The organism is Vibrio wakamikoensis (genome assembly GCF_050337275.1).
Lineage (GTDB): Bacteria > Pseudomonadota > Gammaproteobacteria > Enterobacterales > Vibrionaceae > Vibrio > Vibrio chaetopteri.
The window spans coordinates 434,640-451,554 of sequence record NZ_JAKJST010000012.1; the positions used below are offsets into that span (position 1 = coordinate 434,640).

The following is a 16,915-nucleotide window of genomic DNA, read 5'->3' on the forward strand; positions in this document are numbered from 1 at the left end:
ATATTCGTGAAGCGTTGTGGCTCATCCTAAATAAGAATTGATTTCATTTCTGAGTAATTTCGGACTTATTTTAAATAGTTCGCTGATTGAAAGGAAAAGTCATTGGTTATTAATCCGATAAGTGAATGTTTAGGTTCGCAATATTGGGTTTAAGGAAAGGATAAAATGGGCAATGTTAAATTGACCATGGTGATAATGCTTCAGGCTCTCCTAGCATTTACTCTCTGTGGTTATTCACTCAATGCCTTTGCCGACGATGCAGCCCTCGTGCAAGAAGGGGACTCTACACGGCATAAGGTGGAGTTGATACGTGATAAGGATTACAAATGTATCCAATGTCACAAAGACTCGAAACAAACTCTGGCAGGCTCTCATGGAGAGAATGTTATCGAGATCAGAGGTACGGCGCCAAGCTGTACAGACTGTCATAGTAATATCGGCCCAGACCATCGTGATGGCGCGTCGACGGTGATTAAATATCATGCTGCACAGTCTCAACCTGGCACAGATAAAACCTGGTTAGATCCAGAAGCCATTCTCAAAGCAAACAGTCGATGTACGGATTGTCATCAACCGCAATATCTACAAAAAGATAGTTGGACGCATGACGTTCACGCAAAGAATCTAACCTGTACCAATTGTCATTCAGTTCATGCTGAGAAAGCCAAAGTGCTCTCTTACGACCACAAAGCAAAAATTAAGATGTGTGTCGATTGCCATAAAGACTTCAACGAAAAACGTGAAGAGGAGGGCAAGTAATATGAGTTGTTCAAGACGAAATTTCCTTGCCGGCACGGGCGCAGTGATATTCACCACGGGTGTGGCAACAACTTCAGTCATCACTGCACGTAGTTCAGTGGCAAGTGAAGAAACTGAGAAAGCAGTGCGTTATGGCATGCTTCATGACGAAAATGCTTGTATTGGCTGTACTGCTTGTACCGATGCCTGTCGTGAGGTCAATAAAGTGCCTGAAGGGGTATCCAGACTGGAAATCCACCGCTCAGAGCCTATCGGCGAGTACCCTGATGTGGAGTACCGATTCACTCGTGAGTCCTGCCAGCATTGTGAGAACCCTCCTTGTGTTTATGTGTGTCCAACGGGCGCTGCATACAAAGATGAGAAGACAGGCATTATCGACGTACACAAAGAGAAGTGCGTGGGTTGTGGTTACTGTTTAGCAGCTTGCCCTTATCAAGTGCGCTTTTTCCACCCTGAGGATCACTCTGCAGACAAATGTAATTTCTGCCGTGATACTAATTTGGCGCAGGGCAAACTGCCGGCATGTGTAGAGAGCTGTCCAACCAAGGCATTGGTGTTCGGTGATTTGAATGATCCCAATAGCGATATCAACAAAATGCTGAGCATTAAAGTGATTTATCGCGATAAGGAGCATCTAGGCACGAAACCTAAGTTGTTCAAAGCCGCATTCCATAAGGGAGGTGTAGTATGAGTACGTGGGAAACAGCCTTTCATTTCGACTCCCTTGTTTGGGACTGGATCATTGCGATCTATCTTTTCTTGGCAGGCATGTCTGCAGGCTCCGCTCTAATTGCCATTTACCTCAAGCGTAAGGTTATCGAAGGCGACCCAGCGCAAAACGGCATTATGAAGGCGATGGCTTGGCTCGCGCCTTTTGGCATCATTGTTGGTTTGCTTATTTTGGTATTCCACCTGACCAAACCGTTAGAGTTCTGGAAAATCATGATTTACTACAACCCATCCTCGGTGATGTCGATGGGTGTCATCTTATTCCAAGTTTATATGGCGGTGTTGTTTGTCTGGATTGGTATGATCTTCAGAAAGCCAATCATGGATGTGTTGGGAAGCAAATTCGATTTTGTTGAAACCATTTTGCTCAAGCTTGAGAAAATTGAAAACGGACTAGAGCTGTTTTTGGGTTTTCTGGCTATCGTATTGGCGGCGTATACGGGCTTCTTACTGTCCGCACTAAAAACGTACCCGATGCTAAATAACCCAGTACTGCCAATCTTGTTCTTGTTCTCGAGCTTGTCTTCGGGTGCTGCAGCGAGTTTGCTGTTCGGCATTCTAGTGTTCAAAGAAGATTCACATAGCCCAAGCGTGAAGTGGGTGCACAGCTTTGAGCGTCCAGTGGTGTTGTTTGAGCTGTTTGTGATAGTGACCTTCTTTACTGGCCTTATCTTCAGCGGTGGTCAAAACGAAGTCGCTGCATGGAGTGCCATCGGCGGTGGTTTTTGGTCTAGCTGGTTCTGGTATGGCGTGATTGGTATCGGGATGTTGTTGCCATTGGCGCTAAACTACTTTAGCCCAGGAGAAGTGAAGTTGAATCACGGATTTATTCTTGTGGTCACTACTTTGAGTTTGATTGGGGTGTTGATGCTGCGTACGTTTGTTTTGTATGCGGGGCAGATGACGGTGGTTTAGGGGGGGATGTTTAATGCGGACTCCTAACCCCCGTCATTCCTGCGCAGGCAGGAATCTTCTGGAGGCTTGGTGCACGCTTTGAGTAGACCCCTGCCTACGCAGGGGTGACGGCTTCTTTAATAGGAATGAGTAGAGAGCACAAGACTCTCAACAACCGTCATTCCTGTGCAGACAGGAATCTTCTGGAGGCATGGTGCACGCTTTGAGTAGACCCCTGCCTACGCAGGGGTGACGGCTTCTTTAATAGGAATGAGTAGAGAGCACAAGACTCTCAACAACCGTCATTCCTGTGCAGACAGGAATCTACTGGAGGCTTGGTGCATGCTTTAAGTAGACCCCTGCCTACGCAGGGGTGACGGGTTCTTTAATACGAATGAGTAGAGAGCACATGACTCTCAACAACCGTCATTCCTGTGCAGACAGGAATCTTCTGAGGGCTTGGTGCACGCTTTGAGTAGCCCCCTGCCTACGCAGGGGTGACGGCTTCTTTAATAGGAATGAGTAGAGAGCACAAGACTCTCAACAACCGTCATTCCTGTGCAGACAGGAATTTTCTGGAGGCTTGGTGCACGCTTTGAGTAGACCCCTGCCTACGCAGGGGTGACGACTTCTTTAATACGAATGAGTAGAGAGTACAAGACTTTCAACAACCGTCATTCCTGTGCAGACAGGAATCTACTGGAGGCTTGGTGCACGCTTTGAGTAGCCCCCTGCCTACGCAGGGGTGACGGCTTCTTTAATAGGAATGAGTAGAGAGCACAAGACTCTCAACAACCGTCACTCCTGTGCAGACAGGAATCTACCGGAGGCTTGGTGCACGCTTTGAGTAGCCCCCTGCCTACGCAGGGGTGACGGCTTCTTTAGTAGGAATGAGTAGAGAGTACAAGACTCTCAACAACCGTCATTCCTGTGCAGACAGGAATCTACTGGAGGCTTGGTGCACGCTTTTAATAGGAACCAAATCATTACATGATCGGCTACATAGGATTATTTACATTAATCACAGTTGCAGTGACGAGCTCATGCGCAGTTTTGCATGGCCTGATTTGTTACGCTAAGCCTCAGCGTTTCGCTGCGAGTGAAATTAGCCTAAGCCGATTCTTCAGCACAATATCTTTCTTGTTCTCGTTAAGCTCTATTCTAGTATTGGCTTACGCATTCGCAGTTGACGATTTCTCTATTCGTTACGTTTCAGACAACTCCAATCAACAACTCCATTTAGGTTACAAACTCGCCGCCACTTGGGGTGGACACCAAGGCTCGATGCTATTTTGGGTAGTGACATTGTCACTTTGGGGTGCGATTATTGCTTGGTCAAAGCCGAAAAACCGTTCAACGAGCTATTCAACGAGTCATGCAAGCTTGGTCATGCAGTCTATAGTCGCTATCTTCGCTTGGTTTACACTGCTCGCATCGAACCCGTTCGAGTTAAACACGGTCATGCCATTACAAGGTCGTGATTTGAATCCCATGTTGCAAGATATTGGGCTTATTATCCATCCACCACTACTGTATGTCGGTTATGTTGGATTTGCGTCAGTACTCGCGATGGCTTTGGGGGCACTACTGTCAAAGCACGTTGATCTAGACTGGATCCCACGTGCACGCATCTTCACTCTGGTGGCTTGGCTGTTTTTGACAGCAGGCATCGCTTTAGGTTCTTGGTGGGCATACTACGAGTTAGGCTGGGGAGGGTGGTGGTTTTGGGATCCGGTTGAAAATGCCTCTTTGCTTCCATGGCTCACCTCTACTGCGTTACTGCATACCATGATGGTTGCTCGCAGCAAACAGCTTGTTTTTTGGACCTACGCTCTCGCGTTTATCACTTTCTGTTTGAGTATTCTTGGCACCTTCATTGTACGCTCTGGGGTGCTGACATCGGTGCATGCGTTTGCCGTCGATCCGACCAAAGGCTTTAGCCTGCTGGCGATTCTAACCTTAGTGTTTGTTCTCGCCTTTGTCGCTTTAATTGCCAGGGTCGATTCTATCAAGTCGCTCAGTATTACAAACTTGGCGACTAAGCCATTTCTAGTTCTGATTTCAGCTAATTTGTTTGTATTGGCTACCGCTGTGGTTGTGTTTGGTACCTTTTACCCGATGGTTTACGAACTTGCAGGACTTGGGAATATTTCGGTTGGTGCTCCGTACTTTAACTTGTTGTTTGGTCCCATCGCGATAGTGAGCTTATTTGTCATGGGAGCTGTACCGTTTCTTAGCTGGTCGCGTACCAGCCAGAAGCTGAGAATTGGACTGCCCGTTATGTTGTTGGTTGTTTCACTGATGTTGGCTTTTGTTATCGTGATCTATTGCACCATGCACTATGAGCCAGTCGGCGCGCAGTGGTCGAACTGGGCGCTCTTTACAGTTTGGGCAAGCCTTTGGGTGTTAATGTCACATATTGCTACAGTCTTCGCCAAGACTAAGCAGACATCGCTGTCGGCATGTATTGCGCACGTTGGTATTGCGATCGCGGCGTTTGGTTGTGTGATGAATGCTGAGTATTCTTATGAAATTACCAAAAGGCTTGGCCCTGGCAGTCAAGCAGAGTTTGGGGATTACCAAGTTACCTACGTTGATACCCATTTATACGTAGGTCGAAACTTTACCGCCGAGCAAGCCGTTATTGAGATCACCGATAAAGACAACGACCCACATACTAGAACCGCCACGCCCGAAAAACGTCACTATTCGGTGCGAGTTATGACCATGACAGAGCCTTCCATGACACCACTGTGGCACGGTGATATTTATATCTCTTTGGGTGATAAAGTCGATACAACGGATTACGCCGTGCGTATTCAATTCAAAGCGTTTGTTCGTTGGATTTGGTTCGGTGCACTATTGGTGTGTATCTCTGCATGTACCGTATTGCTGAGATCGTCCAATAATGTGGCAGCTTCAAAAAATGCGTCACTGATATCGTCATTGAGGGAGACTGCGAATGATTGATAAATTGCGTTTGGCTTTCTCTCCAATCAAGCTGTTGTTTGCACTCTTGCTATGCTCAAGTCATGCATTCGCGACACAAGCCCACTCTGTTGACCTGTTTGAGTTTGATACTCCCAAACAGCAGAAGCAAGCTATTGAACTTGCCAAAACGCTTCGTTGTCCCATGTGCCAAAATCAAAATCTGATCGAGTCTAACTCTCCAGTCGCAAAGGATATCCGATTACGAGTGTTTGAACTGGTCAAATCAGGGAAAAGCAATCAGCAAGTAAAAGACTACATGGTCGATCGCTATGGAGAGCACGTCCTTTATCAACCCGCACTGACCGGCAAAAACATGCTCCTATGGGGAATGCCCATAGTCTTCGCCTTATCACTCGGTGGTTTGATGGTTGTGACTATCCGTCGAAATTACCGCAAATAGCCTGTTGCGATGTAAATAGACTATTGATATTAAAGCCTAAATTGTTTATCTCTATAACAAGTTCAAGGATGATGGAGATAAGCCGCTATGCCGTATTCGGTATCTACTGATAAACAACACCTCGATATCACACTCATACACCGCTATCTCTCAAACAGCTATTGGGCGAAGGGCGTTCCTTTATCTGTGGTTGAAAAATCGATGGAACACTCTTTGTGTTTCGGCGCCTATGACAGTGGCGGTAACCAAGTGGGCTTTGCACGCATTATTACTGACCGTGCGACGTTTGCCTATCTGAGTGATGTCTTTGTCATCGACGAAAAACAAGGTGAAGGCATTGCCAAGCTCATATTAAGCACCATAGAAAAGCACCCTGATCTGCAAGGCTTGAGACGAACCATGCTGGGTACTGTTGACGCGCATTCGCTCTACCAGCAATTTGGGTTTGAATCGATTCAACAGCCGGAGTTCTTGATGCAGAAAAAGGGAATTGAAGCCTATGTCTAACTTTAAAGGCCTTAGCAGCGAGGAAAGCGGCTATTCACTTTTGACAGATGCGCCTCAGCATAAGTCCACAGTCATCGATTGGTATTTTGATGCTTGGGGCAAGCGCGATCCTAACAACACTCTAGAAAGCTATTCCGAAAAACTCGAGAGCTTTTTGCAAGATGGCTCTATCCCGGCACACGTTGTTATTTGCGATGGTGAACGGCTAGTTGCCACGGCGCATATTCGAAAGCATGAAATTCCGAGTTACGTGGATTATGAGATGTGGCTTGGCGGTGTCTATGTTGACTCCGAATATAGAGGTCAAGGCGTCGCAAAAACAGTCGTCAATGGTGTGATTGAAGAAGCAAAGTCCCGTCGCATTAAGGCGCTTTATTTGCAAACGGAAGATCTATCTGGTGGGTTGTATGCGGAACTCGGATGGAGAAAGCTTCATCAAATTAATAATAAAGGCTGTGAGGTGATAGTCATGGTCAAGGAACTATAATATGACACCTATCCAACGAGAGTTTTTCCAACGGTTTCTTAATACGTTGTCGGCGCCTGAAAGCATCAATATCGACAACGTCATTGCTGAGCATTACTGCGCTGATGAATACAATGCCAACGAGTGCGCCAGACTGATTAACGAAGGTATCAAGACCGCATCATGCGGATTAAAAGCGGGTTGGGATATCGAAGATGAACCCTTGTCTCAAGTAGGCAGCTATTCGCTTGTCCTAGATTGGCAGCAAAATCCGGTATGTGTGATTCAATTAACGTCTGTTGAAGTATGTCCGTTCGATCAAGTGAGTGACGAGTTCGCCTATGCAGAGGGCGAGGGCGATCGCACATACGCATGGTGGAAAGAAGCACATATTAAGTTTTTCGAATGGTACGCCAATGAGATCGGTGTGGTATTTTCGCCCGAAAGTGAATTAGTACTAGAGCGTTTTAAAAAGGTGTATCCAAGCTAAATGAAAAGTATCGCAATCCAAACAGAGCGTCTCTCAATGGCGCAGATCACTCACGTCGATTTTGACTTGTTTAAGCGCTTACAGACCGAGCATGAGGTTATTGAGCTTTGCTTTGATAAACCTAGCGATGAAGACATTCAAGCGCGATTTGATGAACGCCTACCCACATGGTGTAAATGTTCAGAAGAGTGGCTCTGTTTGGTTGTTTCACTCAAGCATACTGGTGAAGCCGTTGGTGTGACGGGCTTCAAAGTCTCAAATGGCTATGCGGAAGTTGGCTATTTGTTGCTTCCAGAATTCCATGGCTGTGGAATTGGCACTGAGTCGTTAGAAGGTTTAGTCAAATGGGCGGAGCGCGATCTCGATCTCAACAGGTTTTCCGCGATTGTGACAAAAGGAAACAGAGGCTCAGAGCGTGTGTTAGAAAAATGCGGTTTTGTGCTGACCAAGGTAGAGAAAGACGCCTACCAAATAGGTGGTCAAACATTTGATGACCATATTTTTCATCGTGGATAATGTCACGAGGAGTGCCCTTTGATTCGTAATGTCACCGTAGCGGATGCGGAAGCTATCGCAACGATATACAACCACTATATAGTCCATTCAACTTGCACATTTGAAGAAGAGATCGTGTCAGCGAAGCAAATAGCTGAGCGTATTGAGACGCTGATTGACTCGAAGATGCCTTGGCTTGTGTATGAGCATCAAGGGCAAGTGGTCGGTTATTGTTATGCTAAGCAATGGAACGCGAGAAGCGCTTATCGGTTTACGGCCGAGTCCTCTGTTTACCTCTCGCCTGAGTGTCCGTTAAAAGGGGTGGGCAGTAGACTCTACGAGCAATTGTTTAGCCGATTACGTGACGATGGAATTAGGAACGTCATGAGTGTCATTACACTGCCGAATGATCAGAGCACCAGATTCCATCATAAAATGGGCATGGAGCAAGTAGGGCATTTCAAACAAATTGGCTACAAGTTTGACCGCTGGCTCGATGTTGGATATTGGCAGAAAACACTCTAAGCCAGAGGAGTATCTGTGGCTACTGCTAACCAAAATCTAACGTCAGTAATAGTCTGTTCTCCCCAGAAGCAACGGAGGGCGAGCGATGAACCAGACCGCCACCTTCGTTGCCGATCCATTTTTCTCCTTTGAGTAATGCGACATCTCCACAAGTCAGACGTTGAATATCCGTTTCACTTTGATGCAGCCCAGATTCTGAATCTGGAAGACCATTGCTGCCATGTCCGAGTTTAGAGCGATCTACGACATCGTGCTCTAACCAGTCAGTGGCGACACCGCTGTAGGTGGTTACCAAGCGGCAAGGCACTTTGTCAGTATGGAAGCGCGGGCACATGGCGCTTTCTAGTGTGGCGAGCCGAAGCCCTGCGTAATCAAGCTCAAACAGGCAGCAAAACATATCGACCAGTTCAGCGATATTTTGGAGCAGCGCTTTTGGAGCCAAGCCATCGGTGGCGTATTCCAATGCTGCAAAAGCGTCACTTGGTGATACTGAAACAGATTTTTGAAACTTAGGGTTATTAGCAAGAAACTCATTGGTTAAATGTTGTAAATCGGCGTCGAGTTCACGTTTCCAGATAGCGATATTCACTGATTCTTTATAGATATCGGTTAACACGGTTGGGTGGTCGCCAGAAGCACTTAATCGCACTGTGGTTTGTTGGGTAGTGGGAGTTTGTATACTGCCTGTCGGCGAAGTGAGTGGGGCAATTGAGTCGCGTAACATGAAATTTCGCTCCTGGATCGTTTGAAATAATTGTTATGTTATAACATTATTTCGAGTATTTAAAACGGTCGATTTTTCTCTATCCACTGCGTATAAGCCACCTATGACTGCGATCGATTCATTGTTTCGAGTTCATTAACGCGCCTTAAATTTTCTTGAATTTATTTCCCCGTAGCCCCCATATTATCCTTAGACCTATGGGGGAATCGGGGAAGCTCGATAGAATCAAGAAAGTGGAAACGAAATGGGCAAGCGATACATTATAAGCAATAAGCAATAAGCAATAAGCATCATGACAATTTCATGCTAGCACAGCGTCACGTCGACAAGATTGCGTTGGTGACTGAAGGTGGTGGACAGCGCGGAATATTCACCGCAGGAGTGCTGGATGCTTTCTTACGAGCGGAGTTTAATCCTTTCGACCTACTTATTGGAACGTCAGCAGGGTCGTTGAATCTCGCCTCTTATATTTGCGGTCACCAAGGTCATGCTTACAAGATGATCGCAGAAGCCACTCGCCACCCAGAGTTCTTCACCTTAGCGAAGTATCTGCTGAGCGGTGAAGGACTCGATCTGGACTACCTCGTCGATAGTGCCGAATCAACAATACCTCTTAACTGGGATATAGGTGCGGACTTTCTTAGAACCAAACAAGTCGTTGCAGTTGCGACTCATGGAACCGAACTCACTAGCGCTTGTTTTGATGTCACTCGGGAGAACTGGAAGCATGTGTTAAGCGCTTCTTGCGCGATCCCTGCGCTTCACAAACGCCCCATTGTCTTTGACGACACTCGCTGGTTTGATGGCGGTATCGCTGCGCCCATTCCGGTGGAAGAAGCCTACCGACGAGGCTATAAGCATATTGTCGTTGTCAGAACCATGCCGATAGACTTTGAAGATCATCACCCCATGGTCGAAGCGTTTTTGAAACGAGCACCATCGAAAACGCTTACTGAGTTGTCGGCAATGCTGATTAAGCATGAAGAGAGCTATCGCCAGACTCAACGTTTTCTTGCTTCTCCACCGGACGATGTAGAAATCTATGAGATTTCCCCTGATAGAGCTCTGCAGTCCTCTGTCATTGGTAGCACCAAAAAGCAATTGGATTCTGATTATATGCATGGCGTGCGCCTTGGCCGTCTCTTTGTTGAAAGCGTGGGAAGAAAGCTTGATATCCCTTACAAACCTTATCAGCGCTATAAGATACAGACCTCAGAGTTTGCATCACAGGCGCAAAACAGCGAACGGATAGAAACAACATGGGCATCCCGCACGACAGGGCAATTTGAGGGTGAGGTTGGTGTCAATATAGAGTGGATTAACGTCAACCCCAATCGTCACCAAAGAGCGATTGTGTTGGTACAAGGGAGAAATGAAACGTTCTGGAAGTATCAAGAGTTAATTCACGAGCTTAGCCAGTACTTCAGTGTGTACACATACGATCATCGCGGTCAGGGTGAGTCTGAGCGCTTGGTTGAGGAATCAGAGCTTGGTCATATTGATGATTTTCGCCGCTACGTAGAAGACTTAGCGACCTTCATTGAAACGGCTGTTCATAAGCAAGGCGGTCATGATGACATTGAAATGTTGGCTCATTCGATGGGCGGTGCTGTCGCGACTCAATACTTAGCTACAAAACCAAATAAGGTAAAGTCATGTGTGCTAACAAGCCCTATGTTTGGTTTAAAGTTACCCAAAGTTGTTGGTGGACTTCATTCTGCAACCATTAAAGTCATCAGCCAGCTACAAAAAACACCTCACTACGCACCCACACAAACAGCGTTTGTGACTAAGTCGTTTGAAAACAATGACCATACGACGAGTAAAGTCCGTTTTCAGGCGTACAGCAACTTGTTAACCAGTAATCCACACTTGCGGCTAGGCGGAGTCAGCCCAAAATGGATCACTGAAGCGATGGCAGCCGGAAAGCAATGTTTGCACTACGCCAAATCGATCACCACACCGATACTCATCATCCAACCAGAAGCGGACAACGTAGTATCCAATCCTGCTCAGGACTTGTTTAACGAGCGCTGTCTAACTTCTCGAATATTGAGTGTCCCTCATGCTCGGCATGATATTTTGATAGAAGCTGACCGTTATCGAGATTGGACTCTAAAACACATCTTTAATTTCTATGACCACAGATACAAAAACGTTTAAACTCTGAGGGGTTACGCTAGCATCACGCAAGCATGTCATCGCCAATCAACTGCTAGGTAAAGAGAAGTGGTATGTAAATTACACCGTTGAAGTCGTTGAGGTATAAAGGAGTTACTCAAATGAACGTGTCGTATCGTGAAATGCAGGTCGCGGACTATGATGCTGTGATGGCATTGTGGAATGAAACAGAGCATATGTTAATCCGTGAAGCGGATAGCCGAGAAAATGTGACGGCTTATCTCGACAAGAACCCAAACATGAGTTTTGTTGCGACGGTTCATAGCAAAGTTGTTGGGGCAGTCCTTGCTGGAACAGATGGTCGTCGGGGCTATCTTCAACATCTCGCAGTTGATGAAGGGTATCGAGGTCAACGGATTGGAAAAACGTTGGTTGAAAAAGTAACCGACGCCTTCGCTCATATTGGCATCAGTAAAACCCATCTATTCGTGAACACTGAAAATGAACAAGCTCAGATGTTTTATAAGTCCATGGGGTGGGAGGTGCGTCAGGAAGTGAAGATGTATTCGTTTAACTCATCAGCCAATCTGGATATTTAACGTGATATCAGTCCTTTGAGTTTTCTCGTAGAGTACTTAATTAGGCACCGATTCTTGTAGGGGTTTGGAGACTACACATAAACGGGCTGTGTCTATAGGAGTTAATGCACTCTTTTGCTGAATGTGATCGGCCAAACTCATTCCTCCTATTGATAAACATATTTGAAAGTGACAATCCTCTTACTAGCATACGCGAGCGGGATCTAGTAAAGCGGTGTTTCCGTAATTCATTCTAATGATCAAGGAGAGGAAGAGTGAAGTCACTACTTATCGCTGTAGGTCTGATGTTGGCAACATTTTCCAGCTTAGCGGAAAATGGTGGAGCACCTGGCACAATTTGTCAGTTGGAGTCTGGGCAAGTAATAACCACAAACCTTACTACGTTTTCTAAGAACACCAAGAAGCTTTAACCAACATATAAAAGGTAACCAACGCCAGCGTTGGTTACCTCGTTAGTATTTGATATCCGTTTTTGTCGGTTTAGTTTTTAAGGAAGCGGTTGTATACGAACAGTAGGATGAACGCACCGAGCGTCGCTGTAATTATACTGCCGATGTTTACTCCACTTGCACCGCCAAATCCCAAAAAACCACCGATAAACCCGCCTACAAACGCGCCAGCAATTCCGAGGAGCATTGTTTTTATCCAACCACCACCGTCATTCCCTGGCATCAGCCATTTCGCTAAAGCACCTGCAATAAGCCCGAGAATAATCCACGAGAAAATGCCCATGTGTACCTCCTTTGAAGTGAGAATTTTCTTAAGCATAGACGATCGGTAGATTTTCAACGGTTGGCTATTGGTTGCAGACGGTGATCTTATAGACAATCTCAATTTAGAGATGGTGGGCAGTAAGCGATAGTGTTCTATTATTAGGGAACGAATAAAAAACTTAGCACCATCAAGGAGTTTTGAATGTGTGTTTCCTTTTCCTCGGTTATTTCTGCCTCGTCTTTACAGAGCAGATGGTCAGCCATTTTTCTATCGCTATTTTTGCTTTGTTTTAGTGGAGCTCTCTTTGCAGAGAGTGAATCGGCGCAAACAACATCTCCCGCGGCAACGAGAGCGGAAGCCGCTCTAACACGTGTCAACGGCGAAATTCGTGATTTATCTGAGCAATTAAAAGTCACAACTGGCGATCAAAAAGATGCCATTCAGTTTCGTTTGTTTAACAAGAACAATGAGTTGCGTGAAGTAATAGGCAATGCCATTGATGCAGGATCACTTCCCAAAGAGATGTTGATTGAGCAAGTGAGAGTCCAACAGCAATATACTATTGGGGCAAAAGAGTACCTTGAGAAGAAAATCGACGCCGTCTCTGAGGAGTTTAACGGAGCGAAAGAGGAGAATAAGCTTTCAATTTTGAATTCCTACAGTGAGCTTCAAGACTATTTGAATTCAAGCTACGATGCTAGCTGGCAAAATTTGGAGTGGCTCGACAAACTGGATGTGCGAGACGAAGAGGCGGAAGCAGAGTTTAAGCTTCTAATTGGCAATAAATTACGCCTAACCTCGGCGTCAATTGAATATTTTGGTCAACAAGCCACAGCGATCAGCGCGCAAATTGCTTCCGCACCAGAAGCGGATAAAGCGGGTTTACAAACCAGCCAGCTCATTTTAAAGCAACGTTTGAACATTGAGACTAAAAGCCTACGAAATCTTATTGTACTTGGTGATGCAGTCGGGATAGACACATCAGAATATAAGCGCCAAGTCTTTTCGATAACGGGGAACATTACCCAAGACATTCTCGATGGAAAAGTGATGCTGTCACTCATTAGCCATTGGTGGAGTCAGGCGGTAGATTGGCTTGCTGACAATGCGCCGCAACAGTTATTCCAAGTGTTGATTTTCCTATTAATCCTGTTTGTAACTCGCGCTATCGTTAAACTAGTGAGGAAAGTGGTTTCTAAAGCGGTGATCAATAAAAACCTCAAACTGTCCCACCTAATGCAGAACTTCTTTGTATCGATGTCAGGCAATATTGTCTGGGTGATCGGTATTATGGTTGGCTTGTCTCAGATTGGCTTAAACCTTGCGCCTATCCTAACCGGTTTCGGTATTGCGGGTGTAATCATCGGTTTCGCATTGCAAGATACACTGTCAAACTTTGCCGCTGGGATGATGCTACTTATTTATCGTCCGTTTGATGTTGGTGACTTTGTATTTGCAGGAGGTGTAGACGGCAAAGTAAGCCACATGAGTCTGGTGAATACCACGATTCGAACGTTTGATAACCAAATTATCATAGTGCCGAATAGCAAGATTTGGGGCGATGTGATAAAGAACGTGACCCATGAGCGCACACGACGAGTCGATATGGTTTTTGGTATCGGTTATGGGGATGACTTGCTAAAAGCAGAAACGGTTCTGACTGAGATTGTTCAGGCTCATCCTGCGACACTTAAATCACCGGAACCAATGATTAAGGTGCACACGCTGAATACTTCATCTGTCGATTTTATTGTCCGACCTTGGGTAAAAACAGACGATTATTGGGATGTGTATTGGGACATTACTAAGGAAGTGAAGCTTCGTTTTGATAAAGAAGGTATTTCGATCCCATTCCCACAACAAGATGTGCATTTGCATATGATTAAAGACAAGCTAACGGATTGATAAGCTGAGTTTAGTATTTTCACTCACACAGTGAATTGCGATTGTATTCACAAAACTTCTAGCCCAAGAGAGCTGCTAAAGTGCGACCATAACGGTTGGATGTTTAGCTCGTCTCTTGGGCTTTATTCATTCTTAATGTATTGAATGAATTAAATTTTCAATAGAAAGGAATCATATTATGTTAGGTAAACATCAGGAACCCTATAGCGCTTTTTATCGCTCCACTCACGACAACAAACATCTCGATACTAGAACGGAGCTTTTGGTTGGGCTATCCGCCGCAATGGCCATGAACTGTTTGCCTTGTACTCGTTACTATTTACATGAGGCAAAGAAAGCAGGGATTACCAAAGGTGAGATTTCGGATGTAACAGCGAAAGTGATGGCCGTCGCTGCTGGTCAGAAGAAATTGCAAATGCAAGAAGTACTGACGAAGTACAACATTTCACTAGATGACTATGATTAAAGTTCTCAACCGATTGTCGGTTGGGCTTCTGATGCACAAATGGAGTTGATGATGTTCCCTATAGAAGTCTTTATTGCGTATACCACCGCATGTGTGTTGCTGGTGTTATCTCCTGGTCCAGACAACTTGCTTGCTATAGGCAGGGGACTCAGTCAAGGCAAGCTTGCGGCTTTGGTGTCTGGCCTTGCTTCTGGTTGTGGGATCTTGTTTCATGTGATGTCGGCAACATTTGGGCTGACCTTACTTATTCAAACGTCGGAGTTGGTCTTTTACGCTGTGAAACTGATTGGCGCAACGTACCTGATTTGGTTAGGAATAAAGGTGCTTAGATCGCGAAGTTTATTTACTCTAGAACCGGCCAAGCCAACACCGTTAAAATCCATTTTCTCGACTGGTTTTCTATCGGCAGCACTCAATCCAAAGCCAGGCTTATTTGTACTCGCGTTTGTGCCTCAGTTTGTAAATCCATTGCTGGGTTCAGTGACATGGCAAATGGTCGTTTATGGCTGCTGGTTCGCATTACTTACCTCGGTCGGCTTTGCTTTGATGGGTGTATTTGCATCCCGTTTGGTAACTTGGCTCAAGAATAAACCTAAGGTGGTGTCTGGGCTTAATGTCGGCGCTGGCCTTACTTTTCTTGGTTCAGGGTTCGCCATAGCACTGATGCGTCAGAGGTAATGCTAGGTGGTACTGGTTCCATTTCTTGGTTACTATCTAATGAATTCATTACGTTAAAGTTAATTCATTAATAGGGACTTGGTATGATACGTCACATATTACTCATCCAATTCAAATCCACGGCGACGGAAGCTGACGTTGAGGCACTTATGTCATTATTTGAGGCAATACCATCAAAAGTTGACGGAGTAGAAGCGGTGGAGTGGGGCATCAACGATAGCCTTGAAGGAAAAAATAAACAGTATACTCACTCTGTGTTGATGACGTTTCGCGATGAGCAAGGCCGTCAAAACTACTTACCGCACCCAGAGCATGACGCGCTCAAAGCCGTGTTTCGACCACTACTCGAAGACATTATTGTCTTTGACTACTCTCTTTAAACTATCATGTTACATATTTCAAATACCGTTACGATTGCCGATTGGGAGATTGAGCTCACAGCCATTCGCTCTATGGGCGCTGGTGGTCAAAAGGTTAATAAAACCAGCTCTGCGATACACCTGCGCTTCGACATTAAACGTTCTACATTGCCTGACTTTTACAAAGAAAGACTCCTGTCGTTAACCGATTCGAGGATTACAAAAGAAGGCGTCATCATCATAAAGGCTCAACAATTTAGAACTCAGGAGCAGAATCGTGAAGATGCTCTCGAGCGGCTCAAGAAAATAATACTTTCTGCGACAGTCGTTCAAAAAGCGCGGAGAGCGACTAAGCCGACAAGAGCATCCCAAAAGCGACGTGTTGATAGCAAAAAGCGTAAGAGCCAAACAAAATCGCTTCGAGGAAGAGTACAGTAAATTCAATGTTGTAACCCTCCTTATCCCTGCCTAGGTGTATTTAAGACTTACAATACTTTCAACGATTGTATGCTGGTCTAGTTTTGAGATCTAAACCTCACAAAGCATAGCAAAGGCTGTTAATTTTCAACGAGATATGGATTTCATGATACGGGGTCGTATATTGTTAGCTTGAAGCTAGTAACCGAAGGAAAGATAGTTGGATATTGTTAAGGACGATTTGCAAAGCCACCAAATTAAAGCTCTACTTCAAGAGCACTTAGATGATATGTATGCCACGTCACCGGCGGAAAGTGTTCACGCTCTTGATATAGAGGCTCTACGTCAATCTAACGTAGAATTTTGGACGGCGTGGAACGAGCAAGAGTTGTTAGGGTGTATTGCGTTGAAAGCTTTGGACAGTGAGCACGCGGAAATTAAGTCGATGCGCACTGCTCATAATGCGAGAGGCAAAGGGGTGGCGAAAACACTGCTCAATCATCTTGTGAGTCAGGCATCTGCGCGGGGTTTTTCTCGTTTAAGCTTAGAAACGGGCACAGAGGACTACTTTACAGCGGCTCGCACACTTTATTCCGGCCATGGTTTTGTTGAATGCGACCCTTTTGCTGATTACGTGCTCGATCCCAATAGTGTGTTCATGACCAAACAGCTTTAG

Annotated in this window: 21 protein-coding genes; 19 read left to right on the top strand and 2 right to left on the bottom strand. The window is 45.5% G+C overall.

The window, feature by feature from the left end; translation table 11 throughout:
* Positions 1 to 165: 165 nt before the first annotated feature.
* From nrfB to L4C42_RS02720, 10 genes are all read left to right on the top strand, one after another.
* Entirely contained in the window at positions 166 to 759 is a 594-nt protein-coding gene (nrfB, locus tag L4C42_RS02675) for a cytochrome c nitrite reductase pentaheme subunit (RefSeq protein WP_353496093.1), read from the top strand.
* A 1-nt stretch (position 760) separates the two neighbouring features.
* Positions 761 to 1,450, top strand: coding sequence for a cytochrome c nitrite reductase Fe-S protein (gene nrfC / locus L4C42_RS02680; RefSeq protein ID WP_353496094.1), 690 nt, complete (start codon positions 761 to 763; stop codon positions 1,448 to 1,450).
* Positions 1,447 to 2,403, top strand: a complete 957-nt coding sequence (nrfD, locus tag L4C42_RS02685) for a cytochrome c nitrite reductase subunit NrfD (RefSeq protein WP_353496095.1) — start codon at positions 1,447 to 1,449, stop codon at positions 2,401 to 2,403. Before nrfC ends, nrfD begins: the two co-directional genes overlap by 4 nt.
* Before the next feature lie 969 nt (positions 2,404 to 3,372).
* Positions 3,373 to 5,352: a heme lyase CcmF/NrfE family subunit gene (locus L4C42_RS02690; protein ID WP_429759222.1), complete on the top strand. Its 1,980-nt coding sequence runs from the start codon at positions 3,373 to 3,375 to the stop codon at positions 5,350 to 5,352.
* The gene (locus L4C42_RS02695) at positions 5,345 to 5,773 is read left to right on the top strand and encodes a cytochrome c-type biogenesis protein (protein WP_429759224.1); all 429 of its coding nucleotides are present in this window, start codon (positions 5,345 to 5,347) and stop codon (positions 5,771 to 5,773) included. The genes L4C42_RS02690 and L4C42_RS02695 overlap by 8 nt, the downstream gene beginning before the upstream one ends.
* Before the next feature lie 87 nt (positions 5,774 to 5,860).
* Complete coding sequence (locus L4C42_RS02700) at positions 5,861 to 6,280, top strand: GNAT family N-acetyltransferase (protein WP_418642243.1); 420 nt, start codon at positions 5,861 to 5,863, stop codon at positions 6,278 to 6,280.
* Positions 6,273 to 6,767, top strand: coding sequence for a GNAT family N-acetyltransferase (locus L4C42_RS02705; protein ID WP_429759227.1), 495 nt, complete (start codon positions 6,273 to 6,275; stop codon positions 6,765 to 6,767). The genes L4C42_RS02700 and L4C42_RS02705 overlap by 8 nt, the downstream gene beginning before the upstream one ends.
* Before the next feature lies 1 nt (position 6,768).
* A complete protein-coding gene (locus L4C42_RS02710) occupies positions 6,769 to 7,236 on the top strand; it encodes an ASCH domain-containing protein (RefSeq protein ID WP_429759229.1) in 468 nt (155 codons plus the stop codon).
* A complete protein-coding gene (locus L4C42_RS02715) occupies positions 7,237 to 7,752 on the top strand; it encodes a GNAT family N-acetyltransferase (protein ID WP_429759231.1) in 516 nt (171 codons plus the stop codon).
* Between the two features lie 18 nt (positions 7,753 to 7,770).
* On the top strand, positions 7,771 to 8,256 hold the full coding sequence (locus L4C42_RS02720; protein WP_353496102.1) for a GNAT family N-acetyltransferase: 486 nt from the start codon (positions 7,771 to 7,773) through the stop codon (positions 8,254 to 8,256).
* A 25-nt stretch (positions 8,257 to 8,281) separates the two neighbouring features.
* Here L4C42_RS02720 and L4C42_RS02725 read toward each other — a convergent pair whose 3' ends face one another.
* Positions 8,282 to 8,980 carry a DUF1826 domain-containing protein gene (locus L4C42_RS02725; protein WP_353496103.1) on the bottom strand — a complete coding sequence of 233 codons (699 nt, stop codon included), beginning with the start codon at positions 8,978 to 8,980 and terminating at the stop codon, positions 8,282 to 8,284.
* 303 nt (positions 8,981 to 9,283) lie between these two features.
* On the opposite strand from L4C42_RS02725, the gene L4C42_RS02730 reads away from it, so the two are divergent.
* The 3 genes from L4C42_RS02730 (at position 9,284) to L4C42_RS02740 (ending at position 12,110) form a co-directional block, all read left to right on the top strand.
* Positions 9,284 to 11,143, top strand: a complete 1,860-nt coding sequence (locus L4C42_RS02730; RefSeq protein WP_429759234.1) for an alpha/beta fold hydrolase — start codon at positions 9,284 to 9,286, stop codon at positions 11,141 to 11,143.
* A 119-nt stretch (positions 11,144 to 11,262) separates the two neighbouring features.
* Positions 11,263 to 11,700, top strand: a complete 438-nt coding sequence (locus L4C42_RS02735) for a GNAT family N-acetyltransferase (protein WP_353496105.1) — start codon at positions 11,263 to 11,265, stop codon at positions 11,698 to 11,700.
* A 254-nt stretch (positions 11,701 to 11,954) separates the two neighbouring features.
* The gene (locus L4C42_RS02740) at positions 11,955 to 12,110 is read left to right on the top strand and encodes a hypothetical protein (protein WP_429759236.1); all 156 of its coding nucleotides are present in this window, start codon (positions 11,955 to 11,957) and stop codon (positions 12,108 to 12,110) included.
* A gap of 70 nt (positions 12,111 to 12,180) precedes the next feature.
* Here L4C42_RS02740 and L4C42_RS02745 read toward each other — a convergent pair whose 3' ends face one another.
* Entirely contained in the window at positions 12,181 to 12,432 is a 252-nt protein-coding gene (locus L4C42_RS02745) for a GlsB/YeaQ/YmgE family stress response membrane protein (protein WP_353496107.1), read from the bottom strand.
* A 183-nt stretch (positions 12,433 to 12,615) separates the two neighbouring features.
* On the opposite strand from L4C42_RS02745, the gene L4C42_RS02750 reads away from it, so the two are divergent.
* The 6 genes from L4C42_RS02750 to L4C42_RS02775 all read left to right on the top strand — a co-directional run bounded on the left by L4C42_RS02750 (position 12,616) and on the right by L4C42_RS02775 (position 16,915).
* On the top strand, positions 12,616 to 14,319 hold the full coding sequence (locus tag L4C42_RS02750) for a mechanosensitive ion channel family protein (RefSeq protein WP_429759238.1): 1,704 nt from the start codon (positions 12,616 to 12,618) through the stop codon (positions 14,317 to 14,319).
* 178 nt (positions 14,320 to 14,497) lie between these two features.
* Complete coding sequence (locus tag L4C42_RS02755; protein WP_418642241.1) at positions 14,498 to 14,785, top strand: carboxymuconolactone decarboxylase family protein; 288 nt, start codon at positions 14,498 to 14,500, stop codon at positions 14,783 to 14,785.
* A 51-nt stretch (positions 14,786 to 14,836) separates the two neighbouring features.
* Positions 14,837 to 15,463 carry a LysE family translocator gene (locus L4C42_RS02760; protein WP_418642240.1) on the top strand — a complete coding sequence of 209 codons (627 nt, stop codon included), beginning with the start codon at positions 14,837 to 14,839 and terminating at the stop codon, positions 15,461 to 15,463.
* 83 nt (positions 15,464 to 15,546) lie between these two features.
* On the top strand, positions 15,547 to 15,843 hold the full coding sequence (locus L4C42_RS02765; protein ID WP_353496112.1) for a Dabb family protein: 297 nt from the start codon (positions 15,547 to 15,549) through the stop codon (positions 15,841 to 15,843).
* Positions 15,844 to 15,849: 6 nt separating this feature from the next.
* Positions 15,850 to 16,260 (top strand): alternative ribosome rescue aminoacyl-tRNA hydrolase ArfB, encoded by a 411-nt coding sequence (gene arfB, locus L4C42_RS02770; RefSeq protein ID WP_353496113.1) that lies wholly within the window; start codon positions 15,850 to 15,852, stop codon positions 16,258 to 16,260.
* Between the two features lie 199 nt (positions 16,261 to 16,459).
* Positions 16,460 to 16,915: a GNAT family N-acetyltransferase gene (locus L4C42_RS02775; RefSeq protein WP_353496114.1), complete on the top strand. Its 456-nt coding sequence runs from the start codon at positions 16,460 to 16,462 to the stop codon at positions 16,913 to 16,915.